This window comes from Nostoc sp. ATCC 53789 (assembly GCF_009873495.1).
Classification (GTDB): Bacteria; Cyanobacteriota; Cyanobacteriia; order Cyanobacteriales; family Nostocaceae; genus Nostoc; species Nostoc muscorum_A.
On sequence record NZ_CP046705.1, the window covers coordinates 288,971 to 304,974 of the forward strand.

The window sequence follows — 16,004 nt, forward strand, 5'->3', positions numbered from 1 at the left end:
GGGTTAATAGCAGCAGATTCAGTACTGCTGCTAATCCAATGAATTTATTCGGCTGCATTTGTTGGGCTAATGCCGAAAATACCCGCAACGAGTTCGTCACCGATTGCACGAAAGGAATCTACGTCAGCTTCCTCCTCCATCGCTTTAGAGACAAACTTACTCACCACGTCCTTGGGGGCATTGCGAATCGTCGATAACAACTGGTCAGCTTTATCAGTTGTGTAAGCATCAATCCCGACGTTGAGAACATCCTCCAAGGATTGAATTTCTTGGTTTGAAACCTGGGATGCATGAGTGATCGCTCCTTGTAATGGAGGAGTGGATTTACGGCGGGGTGAGTTTTTACCTAAGGCATCATGTAAAAATAACTTGAACAATTAGGCAGAAATTTGGGGTTTGATAATATAGTTCCACTCACCATGAAAAGAGTTTCGCTCAATGGCAATGGTATCAAGTTCTTGAACTGTGACTTTAATTCCTGTCTGATAGAAATTTTCATCTAACCGAGCTTCAACTTCTAATCCATGTGTAGTGGTAGTATTACGAATGAGATTAATCACTACTTGCAAACTAGTTAAAGGTTTACCTCGCCAGTTAGTCGTAATGTGGCAAAATAAACGATGCTCAATTTTGTTCCATTTACTTGTGCCGGGAGGAAAATGACACACATGAATATTTTTGCCAACACTTTTAGCACTAATTCTATGTCCCCCACGATTTAGAGCACTTGCTAATTTCACCACACTTTTAGAAGTCCATTTTAGAGGAGACTCTGGGTCTCCCAACGTCATTGGTTCAATTAGTGATTCCAAATCTGATAGCAGCATTGCGTCTTGTTCTTCTAGTAGTTTTCGTCCACCTCCATTAGTACGGATTCGAGTACTGTCGTCCTCCGTTTTCACCCCATCAAGTTCTGACAGCAAACGCATTCCCGCATAAATTGTAGTACGCGATAGCCCAGTTGCAATCGCAACTTGACTGACACCTCCCCGTCCCAGGCTTCGGGCTTCGATTGCTGCCCAAATACGCCGTGTTTTCTCGTTCAAGTAAGGCAATAACGAATCATACTTGTCTTGAATGCTTTCGACTACCTGGTTATCAGACATATAAGGCTTTAATTCCTTTACATTCTGATACTCTAACTATTCGGCCAATTGTTCAAGTTATTTTTACATGATTCCTAACTTACCGTTGCCATTTTTGGACTTGCCATTGATAGCCAGTTTCCCGGACGCAAGCCTAAGCTCAAGAATGTGTTGTGCGATTGTCTGTGCGTCAGAATCACTCAGTTGCTCGATGTCTGCACCAACTTCAACACAGAGTTTAGCAATTTCCTCAAGACTTACTTCAATGTTATGAGGCTGTAAAAGTTGTTGAATTTTGTCCATGTGACCTCTTTGAGATTTATACAATCAAATCTAGTCTAATCTCATCACTATTGCAGTGCAATTACGATGATATTAACCTATAATTATCAGAACTTGTTTCACAGATGCAATGAATTTGGGATGATAATGTGATGAATCCACTTGAAAAACAAGCTACAGACATGACCGACCGTTACCAAATCACCATTACTCTTTGTAAAAAAGCTTATGACCAGTACAAAGAAGTTTCTGACTGGAAAGAAATTCCCATGGCCACCTTATTGCGACAAATACTAGAACGTGAGCAAGAGTCTCCAGCTTTCGCTTCTTTATACAGGAGGGCTGCTGCTAAAGAATAGGAGGGCTGCGAAGAGGGGAAGGGGGAAAGGGGAAAGGGGAAGGGTGATTATTGGAGAGATTGATTTATGGCTTGGATTTGATTTGATAGCATACGGCTTAACTCTACAGCTTGGTTGTAAAGTTGGGTATAAGTTGGTTGTTCTAAATAGCCAACTTCTAATGCGACTCTTAAAAGACTACGAATTTCTCCTGCGGAACCTTTAGCAATATTGAGAAAGTTTACGTATTCTCTTCGAGAAGCTCTTTCAAATCCTTCTGCAATATTTCTTGGAACTGATACTGAAGCACGCCGTAATAAATCAGGGGAAAAGGGGAAGGGAAAAAGGGGAAAGGGAAACAAACAGGTGTTTCAAGTATTTACCTGCTACTAAGTTATCGTACTGGCTACCTCAAAAATATTCCTTTTTGTTTGACTATTTTAAAATAAGCTAATCGTCATTCATTTTTCCAGAATGATTTGCTTGTAGTAAAGGCTTCAGCCCTACCTTCATGCAACTTAAATGCCGATTAGCTTACTTGCTCTATACCGTATAGAGAAAGAACTTTGCAAAGCTTCCTTTCTCCCTTACCCATTTCCCTTTCCCCCTTCTTTGTAATTGATCTCTTAAACCAAAATCTCTACTCAGTTCTCCATCTTTAGTTAACAAATATATTTGTTTAACTAATTCAATTTCTTTCTGCCATACTCTCAAATCTTCAAAAGTCTCAATTTTCTTCTTTTCCATTCCTTTCCCCCTTACCCTTTACCCTTATTTTATAAGTATGGAGAAAAAATATCCTTTGGACTGGTTAAAGCTGTCTTGCGAAAAAGTTTATTGCTGTTCAATTACAGATCGCACTTGGCGCAAATGGCTTCGACTGTGCCAAGTTCCCCAGTATTCGCGTACTGTTGAAACCGAAAAAGCACTTCACCTTTTGACTTTGGCTTACATGAAAAAACTCAAGCCTTGTCAAAAATTTACTTTACTTCAGATTAAGTTCAAACTTAAAGAAAACCCTTCTTCAGAATTACATCTTGCTGAAGCCATTTATGACGCTCGTTTCACTAACGCCAAAGGAGCAGACTTACCAGAAATCATTTTGAGAGTTACTGGAAGACAAGTCGGCTTACGAACTCTCTACCGTTGGGCACAAAAACAGCAAGTCACTTTTGGCGTGGGTAAACAGTTAACTCGCCCAGAAGTTGAGCAATGGATTCGATGGGCTACAGCTTAATAATCAGCCAACCTTTTACATTGGCGACTTTAGACTGAGCAAATGGGTGCATGGTAATCAGGAGAAGGGAATTTTAACCTTTACCTATTAATATGCATCCTTTCTCTCGTTAATTAGAGAAGTGGCTGCTCCTAAAAAACCAGGATTCTATTTTGAATTTCCCGCCATATTGAAAATTTATATAGGCTCTGGGTGTACATTGATGAAAAAATTAGCCGAACTTTATGAACTTTTGTTAAATAGTGATAATTCTTAGAAGCAAGACTGATTAAGTAATAGTAATTAATGGTGAATTTGAGGAGCAAAAGAAGCCTAATTCTTTTTTAATCTTCCAAGAATGGTACCTATAGAATGTGAATTTAGTGCTATAGAACCTAATTAATCGGTTGGAAGTTTACTGAGATGAAGTGACTTATACAAGAATAAACTCAATCACTCAATAGCTTTTGGAAAAACAATTTCGAGATTTTTTGAGCAACTGCTCAACTAAATGAGCAAACCACCCATACTAAACTAATTGAGAGAATTTGCTTTATGGCTAGACTTAGTATTCCATCAAATTTCATCGGTACCCTCGGTGACGACGCTCTAGTTGGGGAAGAACTGAATGCCTCTCCAGCAATTGGTATCGGTATTTTAACTGGAGGTTACATCCGTACACTTTCAGGAAAAGACAGGCTGACTGGTATTGGTACTGGCGGCAACGGTAAGAATCAGTATGGCTTAGAGGGCAGCAATGGCACAGGTATCGTTAACGATGGCAGTCTAGATACAGGTTGCCAAGAAGACGCGATCGCTGGTACTGGTAATGGCGGCATCGGCGGCAGCGGCCGCGATGTCGTCGGCGATATCGGTAACGGTGGCAAGGGCGGCGACGGCGGTACTGGAACTGGGATTGCTAACAAGGGCAAACTGAATACAGGAAACGGAAACGACGCGCTCACTGGCACAGGGAAGGGCGGCAATGGCGGCATCGGCGGCCATGTTTTCAATACTGATTACGGCTCCGGCGGTGCTGGCGGCGATGGCGGCAACGGCAGTACTGGAACTGGGATTGCCAACAATGGCGAATTGAATACAGGAAACGGAAACGACGCGATCACTGGCACTGGTATTGGTGGCAACGGTGGCTATGGCGGCGACAGAGACAGCGACAAAAACATTCCCCTCGTTGGCACCAACGGGAAGGGCGGTACTGGCACAGGCATCGCTAACAATGGCAAACTGAATACAGGGGACGGAAACGACGCGATTACTGGCACGGGTAATGGGGGTAACAGCCCCAAGGGTGGCTTTGAGGGTGACGGCGGTACTGGAACAGGCATCGCTAACACTGGCAAACTGAATACAGGGGATGGAAACGACGCGATTACTGGCACGGGTAATGGGGGCTATGGCGGCTATGGTAACAACGGCGGTGCTGGGATCGGCATCTTTAACGTTAAAGATGCCATCATCACTACAGGGACGGGCAAGGACACGATTACGGGTAATGGGAACAGTTCAGGAGCAAACGCCACCACCTATGGCATCTTCAACGATGGAGTCATTGATACAGGCAAGGGTTCTGACAAGCTTACCGGACAGGCTACAGCAACAAGTGATGGTTACGGTATTTATGGAGAAGGAATCATCAAGACTGGCGATGGCAATGATCAAGTTATTGCCACTAGCATCCTAAATGGAGTTCAACAAAAAGTCTCTATCGGTGGCGGCATCAACTTTGATTTGGGGAGTGGGGATGATTACTTCAAAGGGTTTGGCGTTGCAACTGTTGATGGCGGGGAAGGTTTTGACATCCTCGATCTAAGAGCTTTCAATCGCTCCGAACTACTAGTATCTGGTGTTACTTCGGGCAATACTCTTAAAAGTGCCAACATCACTTTCAACAACAATCAAAACCCCATTAGCTTATCTACCACTGGCTTTGAGCAATTTATCTTTGCAGATAGCTCTTTCTACTACAGTACTTTGACCAACGGGGTATAGGTAAATGGCATTTATATAAGCGAAATGCTTGAAACACTTGGTGTAAAGAATCTCTTGAGAGCCATTATTACAAATTCTTGGTTCTTCAGTTGAACTTAACAAATCCACAGTTTGGCTAGTCAGAAGTGTAAAACTGTTGAAAAAATCAAATATCAAGTTTTGTTAATAATCAATATTTGTATGTGCCAATTTTTGATTATTAACAAAACTAATTTGATAGTTTTACTAGAATCATTTGCAGCTCTTTACTTAAACCCCAAAGTTAGTTTAAAAAAAGTACTAGTTCGCCCTTAAGTGAAATTATTAGGTAAGAGGCAATCGCCTCTCTTTTTTTGTCCTCTATGTTTGGATGTCACAAACCAACCCTTCCGTGTCACAGTTAAAATGCTTCAAACCCTGATTGTTGCGTTGTGACACCCTTCCGCTTTTCGTACAACCCAGTTGTTTCTAGTGTCACAGCCTCTAAAAAAATAAAGCTTATTTAGTAAGGGTTTCAGCCATTTAAAAGTGCTACCCTTCCGCTTTCCGTTCCGCAAATCATTTTGAAGGCTAAAAAAGATGAGTTAAAAAGCTCTGTAATGTATTCCTGGTAAGGTATTGAGGTGTCACAACTCAAAGCGGAAGGGTTGACGATGAATTAGAAAAACCCCTATTTTCTGCCTTATTTATATTTCAGCTAACTCTTGCATCAACACTTTTATCTTTCGTTGGTAAGCTTCGATTTCTCCTGTGAGCAGCCTGTGTAATTCTTGTGTAGGAAGTGGTTGTACTTCATGTTCTTGCAAATCCTCTACTTCTTTATCTTTACTATTGCTGCTAACTTTTACTGTGTACTGCCATGACCCATCCCTGGATTCAGAAAATAAATTGTTAGGCAATCGATATTGAATGCCAACGATAATTCCTTGTTTGATACGTTGTCCTAACGAATATTTGGGTGATGTCCAATAATTGGGAATAGTCACAACTTTTGAAGTTTCCATACGATTGCTCCTATCTTTGTTTTGACTGTACTTGTACTACTAGTTCGCCAAGTTCACTTGGCGGGGTAAAGGGAAAGGGAAAGGTTTTAAATCGAATGGCACTAAGTTAATCGCAAAGCCCTGATATAACTTGCTTTTTGAGTGTGGGGAGTGGGGGAAGTGTGGGGAGTGTGGGGGGTAAGACTTCTTCCCCATCCTCCCACGCCTCCCACACCTCCCACACCTCCCACACCTCCCACACCATGCCCTGACGAGGTTTCAGCTTTTCTTAGTGCCATTCGGTTTTAAATCCCTTACCCTTTTCCCAGCCCTCACCCAGCATCTTTGGGTTGGCAGACTACTACTCGCTGCTGTCTTTTCTCCACCAAAACCTGACCGATAGCTCCTCCAGTCCCCAGCCCCAACATTCCTGTCGCAATCATGTACATTGCATTCTTGCCAAAAAATTGCACTCCTAAATATCCGATAGATATGGACGCTAATGTGCTACTCAGACTTACAACAATTACTTGTGCTTGATTGCGTTCCATAATTAGAATGCCTTTCCCTGATAGAGGTTATGATTTGAATGATTTTGCTATTACGTAATCGCGCCACTGCTCAACAAATAGAACAAATGCTTACTGAACACAAGTTCTACATCAAAACAGCAGTCGATATTGAACGTCTTGTGTTGGTTGGTGGTGGCGATCTGCACGCTGATTGCGAAAAAGAGCTATTGAAAGACGGTAGTAGACAACAAGATATTTGGGCTGCCAGTTTTATGCCTTTGACTGGGAAAATGATTTTTGAATCAATGGTTAATCTTCGTCCCCGGCAAAATAGGTCAATGGAGATTTTAGACCCTAATATTAGAGAAAGGGTTGAAACTGTAACTTAATTTATGGACAAAACTACCCATATTTTACTGTTTATCTACTTCTGGAATCAGTTCATAAACAAATTCTCGCTTGCCGTTCTTGCCAGTTAGATACGGCTTTAAGTTTTTCTTTTTGTCCTAAGCGATCTTTAAAATATATTGATTTATCATGCAATTCATCCTTAAAAGTTTTTTTAGCTCCAACTTGATTATTCTTCTGAAATTGCATTGATGCAATCTTATATATTAGTATACTAATATAGTTAGGACATTTGATAGGTCGAATCAAATGCAATTAGTTGAGAAGCACATAATTAGCCAACAGCATAAGTTTTGGAAAGAGTGCGACCATTTAGCGTTGCAATCTAAGCATCTTTATAATTCTGCTAACTATGTCCAGCGTCAATATTTTTTTGAAACTAATAAATATTACAACTCAATTGATATCTACCATCAAACTAAGAATCTAGAAGCTTATCGTTATCTTCCAACTAAAGTTAGTAAGCAGATTGTACGTAGAGTTTCGGAGGCTTGGAAAGGTTGGTTAGCGGCGTTAAAAGATTGGTCAAAGCATCCCGAAAAGTATTTAGGGAAACCAAAAATGCCTAGATACAAGCATAAGGAATGCGGTAGAAACGTTGTTATTTATCCGATAGATGCAATATCGAAACCATTTCTATTAAAAGGAATTGTTAAGCTTTCTCAGACTAAAATCGAGTTTCCTAGCCCAGGTAAAAATATAGGCCAAGTACGGATTATTCCTAAGCTTGACCACTATGTTATTGAGGTGGTTTACACGGTAGATGAACCTGCTAAGTCTACAGGTAAATATATTGCTGGCGTAGACCTTGGTTTAAACAATTTAATGGCTATAACATCCAATCATTCCGGTATTAGACCGCTTTTGATTAATGGTAGACCTTTGAAAAGTATTAACCAATTCTTCAATAAAAGAATGGCTGCATCACAATCAATTGAAGCTTGGAGGCAGATTAAACTGTTAAATAGCAAGCGTGATAGAAGGATTGATAACTACCTCCATACTGTTAGCCGTAGAGTTATTGACTGGTGTCAATTGAATGATATAGGTCAATTAGTTATTGGCAATAATCAAGGATGGAAGCAAGATATAAATATTGGTAAAAAGAATAATCAAGAATTTACCAAGATTCCACACTCAAAATTGATTAATCTGTTGACTTACAAAGCACAATTAGCGGGAATTGGAGTAATTGTAACTGAAGAAAGTTACACGTCAAAAGCTAGTGCTTTAGATGGTGATAAGTTGCCTGTTTACAAAGCTAAGTCAGATATAAAACCTGTATTTAGTGGTAAACGTGTTAAGCGTGGTCTATACAAAACGAACACTGGCAGAATCATTAATGCCGATACCAATGGAAGCATGAATATAGCTAGAAAAGTAATTCCCAATGTTTTTGAGGGAATAGAGGCACTGCCGTTTGTGCCTGTAGTTTTAGGACTTTGGACTAAGATTACAAACGTATTTGTCTAGATTTATCTACTTTTGAGTAGCTTTGTCCAGATTCCTACGAGCGGTTGCTCAACTTCTTATCGAGTTCTTGGGAAACTTATGATCCAAATGACACCAGAGCAGAAAAATTTTACACAAGATGATGTGACTACTCGGTTGCATCACTTGGCAAATCATCTATCGCAAATCCAGTCTATGTGGGTTGGAGACTCATCAAGGGATTTGATGCTGCCTTTGGTAAAAGAAAGTCGGTACTTTATTGAGTGGACTGTACCTGACATGGTAAAAGCAGACGACATTGACCGAGCTTGTGAGTTAGTTGACTTAGTTCGTTTGCTGACTAATTGGCTGTTTGACTGGGAAAACATTTGGTCGGATGCCGAACAAAAGCAATCTGCATCTCTTGAAACTTCATATTGGTTACGTCGGGTTTTGGAAATATCTGGTACTGAACCAGAATCACTGAGTGCTTAATCTAACTCCGTTAGTTTCTTGGCGCTGGGGAACTTCTCGTGATCCGAGCAAGTATCACCCTCTACCCCACTAGGATGTATTGCACAAACCAGCATTACTCCTTCGTATTTAACACCATGAAAGTTCCGGCATCCTCTACAATTTGTGGGTATTGCATTGCGTCTTTCAATTAATATTTTGTCAATCTCTGACTCGACTTGAATTTCATGCAGACTCTTGACAGCAAAACAAGAACCACCTAACAATAAACACGTTCCTGCAAATACACTTCTTGCGCTTGCCCCGCTAGTTAGCCCTTTGAATACAATTGTGCCTCCCAACAGTACTGTTGTTATTCCCATTCCTCCGGCACAAATATTTAAGTAATTCAGTTTTGACATCGGCTTATACTCATAGAGAATTGGTATTAGCAAAGCGTTCTGCTAAGGGTGGTACCATTACTAGCGGATTGCTTAATCCACTAAACACATAAACATTGTCTAATCCTGGAACAGCACCAATTATAGGAAATTGATTCCCACTAAATGCCACTAAGCAATGATGCCAAATTCCTGGTAAATTCTTCAAAGTTGGTAACACTTCTCCGACACTTTCTCGCAACCATTTTTCACTTGCTTGTGAATTTACCTTGGCATGAGGATCTGTGAGAATGCGACTAATTTGACCCAAGCGTAAAGTGCCATCTTGAAATTGAATTGCGCCAGCATCTAAAATCGCTGGTACTGGTTCATTACCTGGCTGATCCCAAGCTTCATCGACTTGAGCAGATTGGGCTTCTAATTGAAATCGTTGCACATTTGCTGGCATCACTAAGGTGCTTAACTTGACATCAACTGGTGTAGTTTCAATTATTTCTGCGTGGGTAAAATATATTTTAGTGGAAATACCAGATGCCTTTAATAGTTGGCGGCTAAGTCCACCTGCACAAATGACAACATTTGCACTGTGGTAAGTTGCAGTAGTGGTTTTTACGCCACTTTCTAATATTTGCAATACTTGGGTAATTTGTACTTCACCCCCACTACGCAAAAAAGCTTGAATGTAAGCTTGTGCTGTTTTTTGTGGATGAATATGACCGTGTTTAACAGTTAAAGCACCAGATATCGCCTGTTGATTTAGGAGTGGTTCCAGTTCAATCGCTGCTTCTGGGCTAAGTAAATGTGGTACATCGGCACAATTGTTATAGGATGCAGCGATCGCTTCTGGGTCACTAGAAACTGGAATAGTCAGTAATAAATCTAATTCCCGAAACTCGATATCAGCGTCTAACTCAAGAGATAAGATACGATAGCGAGCGCTTGCTTCTTTGCACAATTGGCGAGTAAATGCTGTAGTACCCGACCAATACGCAAGCCCACCATAACTATAACGAGTTGCATTCTGTGGTATTTCATATTCTTCCACCAGAAGTACGCCAAAGCCTGCTTTTCCTAATTCATAAGCAAGTGCAGCACCCGTAATCCCACCACCAACTACAATCCAGTCGTAAGTTTTCATCTTGAATTTCCACTCAGCAACAACCATCTAATATGTTGCTTGTAACCGTTGTAAAAGATATTCTCTTGCTAAAATAGGCGGATAAATAGGGGATTTTCCTTTTTGGCAACTTTGTAAACAAGCAATCTCTACATCATCATTAGGATGACAGAAAAAAGCAATAGAATACCGAGACTGGTTTACCCTGTCGTCATTAGGAATCATCACCCGATGGTGAGTTGAACAAAACACATGATTTGTCCACCTCTGCATTAAATCACCAGTATTAACTATAACAGTATCAGGAATTGCAGCCGCCTCAATCCATTCTCCTGCTGTTGTTCTTACTTCCAGCCCACTAACTTCATCTTGGAAAAGTAAAGTAATGCTGCCATAATCAGAGTGTTCCCCAGCACGGACTTGTCCGGGTTTAGGTGGTGTCTGCAATGGGGGATAGTGGAGCAAGCGCAAAGTATGATTGTATTGATTGTGCTTTGTCGTCAAAAAATCTTCAGGCAATTCCAATGCCAAAGCAAAGATTTGCAATATTGTGTTAGCTAGTTTTGTGCAACTTTCATAGAAAGCAACAATAGAAGCATCCATCCTAACAGTACCCTCCTTGTTGACATTAAACGCCTCTTTTAAGTCACCTGGTTTATTAGGGTCAAGACGTTCTCTTTCAAGAGCAACATATCCTGTATTACAAAATTCATCACTCCAAGCAAGCTTTTGCTTAACTTCTAAAGGTTGTTTAAAAAAAGATTGATTGTAGCTGAACACTTGCTCTATTAAGTCTTTTGAGATTCCCGAATTTTGCAAGTAGATGAAACCGATTTCATGGCAAGCTTGATAAATTTGTTTCACGACAGCTTGCCGATTTGTTGCATTGCTACGAGTGAAAGCACTTAAATCAATTATTGGAATTGTGACCATTGATTATTCAACTAAACCAGCAAGGAGTCCCACACCATAATATCTGATTTGGTGTCGGGAGGAGTTGCTGGTTGGATTTGTTCCATCCTTTGACCAACTTTTTGCACGGCGAAAAAAGGGAGGAGGATAGCAACAAATCCAACAATAGTTTATGCAAAAACACATAATCTCGTACTCCGTTTTATTAACTTGGCATTGTTGGGATTAAATTGACCAATTCGTGACCAGTTGTGGTCGTAGATGGAAATATTTTTTGTTTTTCCAGAATTAGTAAATCCGCCAACCCAACCGCGTATTAATTCTTTATTACGAGAGGTCTGAACATAGTCACCTGACCGAAAGCCAAATGGTGTTATTGTTCCACCTTGCCGCTTTAAAATTCCACCCTTCGAGTAGTTTTCTTGATGCAATTTTCTCCTAAATAATTTAGGACGAGTAATTACAATGAATGGTGATAGAGTTACAACACATTCTCCAACCCAATGATGTCCGTGATTTTTTTGAGTATGAAAAGCTTTGTATTAAATAAATGCGGTAGATGCTAATGTTATTGCATCGTTAGCGTGGGTTTCGGGGGTCTGTTTTGATTTATCTTTCTTGTCTTTAACAAGCCCTAGCTGAGTGCGGTATTTTCCAGTATCTAAAGAATCTATTTCTTTGATTGGAGCAAGCTTGGATGCTTCCGTTCTAAACCATTCTTGACCAACTGTTACAGGAGATATCCCAAATCCATTCCGTTTGGAATCACCACCACACGACTCGTCCCTAACCTCGGAGATAGGAATTATTTTAGACATTTCTGACAATATTCTTAATTCCATTTCTCGGTTAGCTTTGATGCTAGGTGGCAGCTTGTTTTGGCGACGATTACTAAATCTTTTTTCTCGGTGATTGCGTAATTTAAAAGCAACTTTATGATTAATACGCTGCCCTCTACGAGTACGACGTAGTTCGGTACGCTTGGACATTTTTCCTGTCACAGACTGCCTATCTTTCATCGTCTTTTTAGACTTATAAAAACCAGGAAGACAAGCATGGAATAAAACAATTGTTGCTAATTTTGACTGAAAAGCAATACCAGTAAATGCTTTACCCCTATCTGTACCAACTACGATTTCTTGTGTCTCGGCTCCAGATGATTCACGCAATATTTGGACGTAAAAAACACCCACTTTGTTGCGCTTACCAACAGCTTTACACAATTTTATTCACTTCCTAGCCCGTGCTGGTGTGGTTGGCATAAGTGCAATTCCTTTTGGGGATATTACTGGAATTCGTGTCACTTGATTATTTTGATTCATGGGGATAACCCAAATTATTACTAACTTGTATTTAGGGTAAAACCCTGTCCCTTCGGGCATTTTAGTAGGCGTATCTTTTATTCACGACTAAACCATAAAGAGGTACAAACTAGGGAAACATTTGTACGTTTAGCCCTACTAAAACTCGATGCCCTAACCAACTCTTAGTTACGTACCGTAAGCCTAGCAAGCTAGGTTTTCCGCAAGCCTACAATGTCCCGTAGGGCAGTGTAGGTAGTTGACGATATTGTATTAATAGTTAACAAGTTGTAAGAACTCAGGTTGATACTCCTGTAAAGATGTTGCACTTGTCAATACCCCCAGACCTGAATTCTTACTTAATTTCTTGCTCCTTGACCTGATTCTTTTTATTGAGAAAATTGCTCCACCTCACCAATTGCCTCTACTACTTCTCCCAAAATATTGAAAGCATCGTTTAACACCACACCATTTGATGTAGAAAAGTACTCGGACGATTGAAGCCTGCGATAATCCTTACTACTCCCCACAAGCCGCAACGTATATTGACATCCTTGTAAAATAGTCCGAATCTCTGCTGTGGTTAATTTGATTTCCATCGTTGTTCCTCCTAAAATTTGTCCCGTTGAATACTGAAACTCGCTCCAATCAAAGCACTGCCCAAGAAGCCTGAAAAACAAACTAACATTGCACCCAGGTAGATATTTTTATGTTGCTCCCAACCAGAGATGATGATGTTGGGATTAGCATTGGACTCAATAATCTCCATTCCCCAACAAGCCATTGCTCCTACTCCTGCAAATCCGGTAAAAAGTAGGGATACAATTGCAGTTGTTTCTATGGTGCGATCAAGAAAAATCCTGGGATTGAATCTCTTTCGAGTACGGCGGCGAACTAATCTAGTTCGACTGTTTGAAGGTATCGATGATTGTTGAGTTAGCAAGGATATTCTCATTATTTTTTATTTCCCAAACAACAACATCAACTAAAACAATATTTATTTTTAACCTATCTGCTATTAGAACATTGACTCTTTGTAAAGCATTTAAGTATTTGAAATAGCCTTGCTCACCCATTTGTCTAATAGTTTTAGCTGCCGATGCTTTCTGATACTTAGAATGGAATATATCTCTAAGTTGCAGTAGCCTTTTTAAATCACCTATCTGCTGATAATGTTGGCAATTGGCACTCTCTAAATGTTCTGATTTTAATCCCATATTTTCTGCCAAATCAACCATTTCTTCCATAACTACCTCCTAGTTTGAAATTAATTATTTGCGCTAAGTTCAGGTAATTGTGCAAGCGCTCCTTCCATCCATGCTTGAATTGCTTCCATTTCAGAAACACCTCGTAATGCAGCATCGATTACGTGTTTCTGATAAGAGTTAGCAGCATGATTCAGATGTCCAAACTTATTACCAGCCCAAGCCAAACACATAGTCTTCACTAATTCGTCAATCTGAATAGAATCAAGCTCACTTGGACTTGTAACATTTCGGGAATGCAGCCACTCTTTGACTAAATCAAGTGGATAATTTAAAAGTGTACGAACTTCTTTGACTCGCAAATCTTTTGGGTTGATTGATGGTGCAGTTACAGCTTGTTTTGGTTGCTGGACTCTATACTGTTGATTATCTTTGCGGGGTCTAATGTTATTCTGTGGCTGTTCAGGCTTTTGAGGAGTAGTTGCACCTTCAGCATCATTATCTTCATCAGCAGTCACCGATAAAATTGCACAAACTGCATATCGTCGTGCATAAGTTAATGCTGCACCAAACTTCTGAGAATCACTAATTTCGGGTAGAGGATAAGTGCTGGTAATATTCTCTCCAGATTCATGGAAAATATGAGTCCGCAGTACGGTTTTACCTTCAAATATTTCGGTGGTTTGAATTATTACTAATCCATGTTTACCAAGCGCAGGAGTGACAGCATCCAATACAGCATCTAGTGTTGCATAATTGCGCTTGTAGTGAGGATTAGTACCATCTTTTTGAATCGGATTAAACTCTGCCTTTGCTTTGATTAAAGCTTTGATTAGTTCTTGCATTGTCTAGTCCTCTCACTCTACCAATAGTTTTCATTGATATCGCCAGACACTTTTTTGCTAGATTTAGCCTTAGCTATCTGAAACTCTGAGGCTTTTAGCACAGGCATTGCCGCTTGTTTTACTGAAGTTTTTGCTTGCAGATAGAGAAATTGTGTCACTCCATCTGCGTCTTCCCCATCCTCAACTTGCGCCCATAAAGAACAACCCAGTTCTAGAGATTCATAGTCGCCGAGATTAAATTTTCTAGAGTAACTAACAGAGACAGTTGTAAATTTCATTTTGGTTATCAATTTTCTTCGCTAGTATCAATCATCTCAATGCTAAGTCTTGTACATAAATCGCTAGCTTTTACACCAATAACTCCTGGTTGAATTTCAGTAGATAATTCCTCAATTATTGAATGAAAGCCAGGGTCTTCATCATTGATTTCAACCTCAATTAGACCTGCTTTATTCGATACAATACTTGCCCAACTTGGCTTCATGTTGAGGAATACTGGTTGCATAGAGTTTCATGATTCTGCCTCCTGATTAAACTTGATTTCAATGACTTCTTCTACACAACCCATTGCCTCACCCAAATAATGCAATGTATCGCCCACATGAGTTGCTACTTCTGGGTCAATCTTCTTATCAGCAATCAACTTGAGCCAATTTTCGTTTTGAGCGATCGCCTGAATCTTTATGTAGCACGAGTTAAATTCTTGTAGGATTTCTATCGGTTCCATTGGTTTATTCAATGAGTTGTGGTGTTCCTATTTGGATAAAATTTAAGTTTGCTCCTTGCCACACAGGTGGGTCTGTCCTGCCCACCCGTTTTCTTATGCTGCAACCAAATCTTTAGTTTTTGGAACGTATCTTTTTAGTCGCTCCCACTCGTCATTCGTCAGCGAATCAAATTGTTTATCTAGCAATTCCTCTTCTGTGAGTGGTTGTTCTGTAGCCGTTGTTGATACCCTTGCCACCTTCATAAATTGGTCTAGTCCAACTACTGCATCAACCGGCTCGGCGTATCGAAGAGAATCCACTCCGTTAGACCAGTGCGTAATGTACTGGAATATCACCCCAATCATGGAATCACCCTTATACACTCGATAAGTTCTGGGGCAAGCTCCATTTACGTATACGAGTTTGTAGGGAGGAATTTCTTGTATCTCTGCATTGGGGTCGGTTGGAGGAAGGAGTATTTTCTCTGGGGATTCATCCAACTGGGCTGCCTGAAGAGAAAATGGGCTAATCATATTTCATGTGCCATGATGATTTCGATTGTCTAAATTTCGGTTGAACGGCGATTGCATTTCTCTTGGTATGCGATCGCCTTTCTCACTTGCAGTACTAGGGATTTCCATGACCTCTGCATTCGCATCTGTCGGAGGTAGGAGAATTCTCTCTTGATAGTCACCTACTTGAAGCAAGAGGTTACTTGCTGTACTTTGTGTGATGATTATTATTTCTAAAGCAGCGATTGAGCTTTGGAGGCGATTGCATTTGTCTTGGGGAAGCAATCGCCCTTTCTCACTTCAGCAA

The 16,004-nt window shown here is 40.4% G+C and carries 29 protein-coding genes; 6 read left to right on the forward strand and 23 right to left on the reverse strand.

Features of this window, described 5'->3' with window-relative positions:
* Nucleotides 1-44: 44 nt before the first annotated feature.
* The 3 genes from GJB62_RS33175 to GJB62_RS33185 form a co-directional block, all read right to left on the reverse strand.
* On the reverse strand, nt 45-377 hold the full coding sequence (locus tag GJB62_RS33175) for a hypothetical protein (RefSeq protein WP_181852811.1): 333 nt from the start codon (nt 375-377) through the stop codon (nt 45-47).
* Nucleotides 378-1,106 (reverse strand): hypothetical protein, encoded by a 729-nt coding sequence (locus GJB62_RS33180; RefSeq protein ID WP_114081802.1) that lies wholly within the window; start codon nt 1,104-1,106, stop codon nt 378-380. It abuts the gene before it with no gap.
* Between the two features lie 63 nt (nt 1,107-1,169).
* Nucleotides 1,170-1,388, reverse strand: coding sequence for a hypothetical protein (locus tag GJB62_RS33185; protein WP_114080748.1), 219 nt, complete (start codon nt 1,386-1,388; stop codon nt 1,170-1,172).
* Between the two features lie 131 nt (nt 1,389-1,519).
* Here GJB62_RS33185 and GJB62_RS33190 point away from each other — a divergent pair, with 131 nt between their 5' ends.
* Nucleotides 1,520-1,726, forward strand: coding sequence for a hypothetical protein (locus GJB62_RS33190; protein WP_100903730.1), 207 nt, complete (start codon nt 1,520-1,522; stop codon nt 1,724-1,726).
* A 47-nt stretch (nt 1,727-1,773) separates the two neighbouring features.
* On the opposite strand, the gene GJB62_RS33195 is transcribed toward GJB62_RS33190, so the two are convergent.
* Both GJB62_RS33195 and GJB62_RS33200 read right to left on the reverse strand, forming a co-directional pair.
* Nucleotides 1,774-2,067 (reverse strand): four helix bundle protein, encoded by a 294-nt coding sequence (locus GJB62_RS33195; RefSeq protein ID WP_114080747.1) that lies wholly within the window; start codon nt 2,065-2,067, stop codon nt 1,774-1,776.
* A 181-nt stretch (nt 2,068-2,248) separates the two neighbouring features.
* Nucleotides 2,249-2,452, reverse strand: coding sequence for a four helix bundle protein (locus GJB62_RS33200; RefSeq protein ID WP_114080746.1), 204 nt, complete (start codon nt 2,450-2,452; stop codon nt 2,249-2,251).
* 37 nt (nt 2,453-2,489) lie between these two features.
* On the opposite strand from GJB62_RS33200, the gene GJB62_RS33205 reads away from it, so the two are divergent.
* Together GJB62_RS33205 and GJB62_RS33210 are read left to right on the forward strand one after the other, a co-directional pair.
* Nucleotides 2,490-2,942, forward strand: coding sequence for a hypothetical protein (locus GJB62_RS33205; RefSeq protein ID WP_147262450.1), 453 nt, complete (start codon nt 2,490-2,492; stop codon nt 2,940-2,942).
* 534 nt (nt 2,943-3,476) lie between these two features.
* Nucleotides 3,477-4,931, forward strand: coding sequence for a hypothetical protein (locus GJB62_RS33210; protein ID WP_114080744.1), 1,455 nt, complete (start codon nt 3,477-3,479; stop codon nt 4,929-4,931).
* 665 nt (nt 4,932-5,596) lie between these two features.
* On the opposite strand, the gene GJB62_RS33215 is transcribed toward GJB62_RS33210, so the two are convergent.
* The 3 genes from GJB62_RS33215 to GJB62_RS33225 form a co-directional block, all read right to left on the reverse strand.
* On the reverse strand, nt 5,597-5,914 hold the full coding sequence (locus tag GJB62_RS33215; protein ID WP_114080742.1) for a hypothetical protein: 318 nt from the start codon (nt 5,912-5,914) through the stop codon (nt 5,597-5,599).
* 101 nt (nt 5,915-6,015) lie between these two features.
* Nucleotides 6,016-6,192 (reverse strand): hypothetical protein, encoded by a 177-nt coding sequence (locus GJB62_RS33220; RefSeq protein ID WP_159402657.1) that lies wholly within the window; start codon nt 6,190-6,192, stop codon nt 6,016-6,018.
* A 33-nt stretch (nt 6,193-6,225) separates the two neighbouring features.
* Nucleotides 6,226-6,444, reverse strand: coding sequence for a hypothetical protein (locus GJB62_RS33225; RefSeq protein ID WP_114080741.1), 219 nt, complete (start codon nt 6,442-6,444; stop codon nt 6,226-6,228).
* Between the two features lie 38 nt (nt 6,445-6,482).
* Here GJB62_RS33225 and GJB62_RS33230 point away from each other — a divergent pair, with 38 nt between their 5' ends.
* Nucleotides 6,483-6,794: a DUF5674 family protein gene (locus tag GJB62_RS33230; RefSeq protein ID WP_114080740.1), complete on the forward strand. Its 312-nt coding sequence runs from the start codon at nt 6,483-6,485 to the stop codon at nt 6,792-6,794.
* Between the two features lie 52 nt (nt 6,795-6,846).
* Here GJB62_RS33230 and GJB62_RS33235 read toward each other — a convergent pair whose 3' ends face one another.
* On the reverse strand, nt 6,847-7,002 hold the full coding sequence (locus GJB62_RS33235; protein WP_220186626.1) for a hypothetical protein: 156 nt from the start codon (nt 7,000-7,002) through the stop codon (nt 6,847-6,849).
* Nucleotides 7,003-7,062: 60 nt separating this feature from the next.
* On the opposite strand from GJB62_RS33235, the gene GJB62_RS33240 reads away from it, so the two are divergent.
* Together GJB62_RS33240 and GJB62_RS33245 are read left to right on the forward strand one after the other, a co-directional pair.
* A complete protein-coding gene (locus tag GJB62_RS33240) occupies nt 7,063-8,286 on the forward strand; it encodes an RNA-guided endonuclease TnpB family protein (RefSeq protein ID WP_114080739.1) in 1,224 nt (407 codons plus the stop codon).
* A 78-nt stretch (nt 8,287-8,364) separates the two neighbouring features.
* Nucleotides 8,365-8,739 (forward strand): hypothetical protein, encoded by a 375-nt coding sequence (locus GJB62_RS33245; protein WP_114080738.1) that lies wholly within the window; start codon nt 8,365-8,367, stop codon nt 8,737-8,739.
* On the opposite strand, the gene GJB62_RS33250 is transcribed toward GJB62_RS33245, so the two are convergent.
* The 14 genes from GJB62_RS33250 to GJB62_RS33310 all read right to left on the reverse strand — a co-directional run bounded on the left by GJB62_RS33250 (nt 8,736) and on the right by GJB62_RS33310 (nt 15,982).
* Nucleotides 8,736-9,119, reverse strand: a complete 384-nt coding sequence (locus GJB62_RS33250; protein ID WP_147262449.1) for a hypothetical protein — start codon at nt 9,117-9,119, stop codon at nt 8,736-8,738. The two genes, GJB62_RS33245 and GJB62_RS33250, sit on opposite strands and share 4 nt — an antisense overlap.
* A 10-nt stretch (nt 9,120-9,129) precedes the next feature.
* Entirely contained in the window at nt 9,130-10,236 is a 1,107-nt protein-coding gene (locus GJB62_RS33255; RefSeq protein WP_114080749.1) for an FAD-binding oxidoreductase, read from the reverse strand.
* A 27-nt stretch (nt 10,237-10,263) separates the two neighbouring features.
* Nucleotides 10,264-11,148 (reverse strand): 2-oxoglutarate and iron-dependent oxygenase domain-containing protein, encoded by an 885-nt coding sequence (locus GJB62_RS33260; RefSeq protein ID WP_159402658.1) that lies wholly within the window; start codon nt 11,146-11,148, stop codon nt 10,264-10,266.
* Between the two features lie 149 nt (nt 11,149-11,297).
* Nucleotides 11,298-11,558 (reverse strand): hypothetical protein, encoded by a 261-nt coding sequence (locus GJB62_RS37760; protein ID WP_245246282.1) that lies wholly within the window; start codon nt 11,556-11,558, stop codon nt 11,298-11,300.
* 111 nt (nt 11,559-11,669) lie between these two features.
* The gene (locus GJB62_RS37765; protein ID WP_245246283.1) at nt 11,670-12,350 is read right to left on the reverse strand and encodes an RRXRR domain-containing protein; all 681 of its coding nucleotides are present in this window, start codon (nt 12,348-12,350) and stop codon (nt 11,670-11,672) included.
* A 467-nt stretch (nt 12,351-12,817) separates the two neighbouring features.
* On the reverse strand, nt 12,818-13,027 hold the full coding sequence (locus GJB62_RS33270) for a hypothetical protein (protein ID WP_114086160.1): 210 nt from the start codon (nt 13,025-13,027) through the stop codon (nt 12,818-12,820).
* Between the two features lie 11 nt (nt 13,028-13,038).
* Entirely contained in the window at nt 13,039-13,383 is a 345-nt protein-coding gene (locus tag GJB62_RS33275; RefSeq protein WP_114086161.1) for a hypothetical protein, read from the reverse strand.
* Complete coding sequence (locus tag GJB62_RS33280) at nt 13,328-13,675, reverse strand: hypothetical protein (protein ID WP_114086162.1); 348 nt, start codon at nt 13,673-13,675, stop codon at nt 13,328-13,330. Before GJB62_RS33280 ends, GJB62_RS33275 begins: the two co-directional genes overlap by 56 nt.
* 20 nt (nt 13,676-13,695) lie before the next feature.
* Nucleotides 13,696-14,478, reverse strand: a complete 783-nt coding sequence (locus GJB62_RS33285; RefSeq protein ID WP_114086163.1) for an ERF family protein — start codon at nt 14,476-14,478, stop codon at nt 13,696-13,698.
* Nucleotides 14,479-14,495: 17 nt separating this feature from the next.
* On the reverse strand, nt 14,496-14,756 hold the full coding sequence (locus tag GJB62_RS33290) for a hypothetical protein (protein WP_114086164.1): 261 nt from the start codon (nt 14,754-14,756) through the stop codon (nt 14,496-14,498).
* 8 nt (nt 14,757-14,764) lie between these two features.
* Complete coding sequence (locus GJB62_RS33295; protein WP_114086165.1) at nt 14,765-14,983, reverse strand: hypothetical protein; 219 nt, start codon at nt 14,981-14,983, stop codon at nt 14,765-14,767.
* Between the two features lie 6 nt (nt 14,984-14,989).
* Nucleotides 14,990-15,205 (reverse strand): hypothetical protein, encoded by a 216-nt coding sequence (locus tag GJB62_RS33300; RefSeq protein ID WP_114086166.1) that lies wholly within the window; start codon nt 15,203-15,205, stop codon nt 14,990-14,992.
* Nucleotides 15,206-15,298: 93 nt separating this feature from the next.
* On the reverse strand, nt 15,299-15,718 hold the full coding sequence (locus GJB62_RS33305) for a hypothetical protein (RefSeq protein ID WP_181852959.1): 420 nt from the start codon (nt 15,716-15,718) through the stop codon (nt 15,299-15,301).
* Between the two features lie 3 nt (nt 15,719-15,721).
* Complete coding sequence (locus GJB62_RS33310; protein ID WP_114086167.1) at nt 15,722-15,982, reverse strand: hypothetical protein; 261 nt, start codon at nt 15,980-15,982, stop codon at nt 15,722-15,724.
* Nucleotides 15,983-16,004 lie beyond the last annotated feature (22 nt).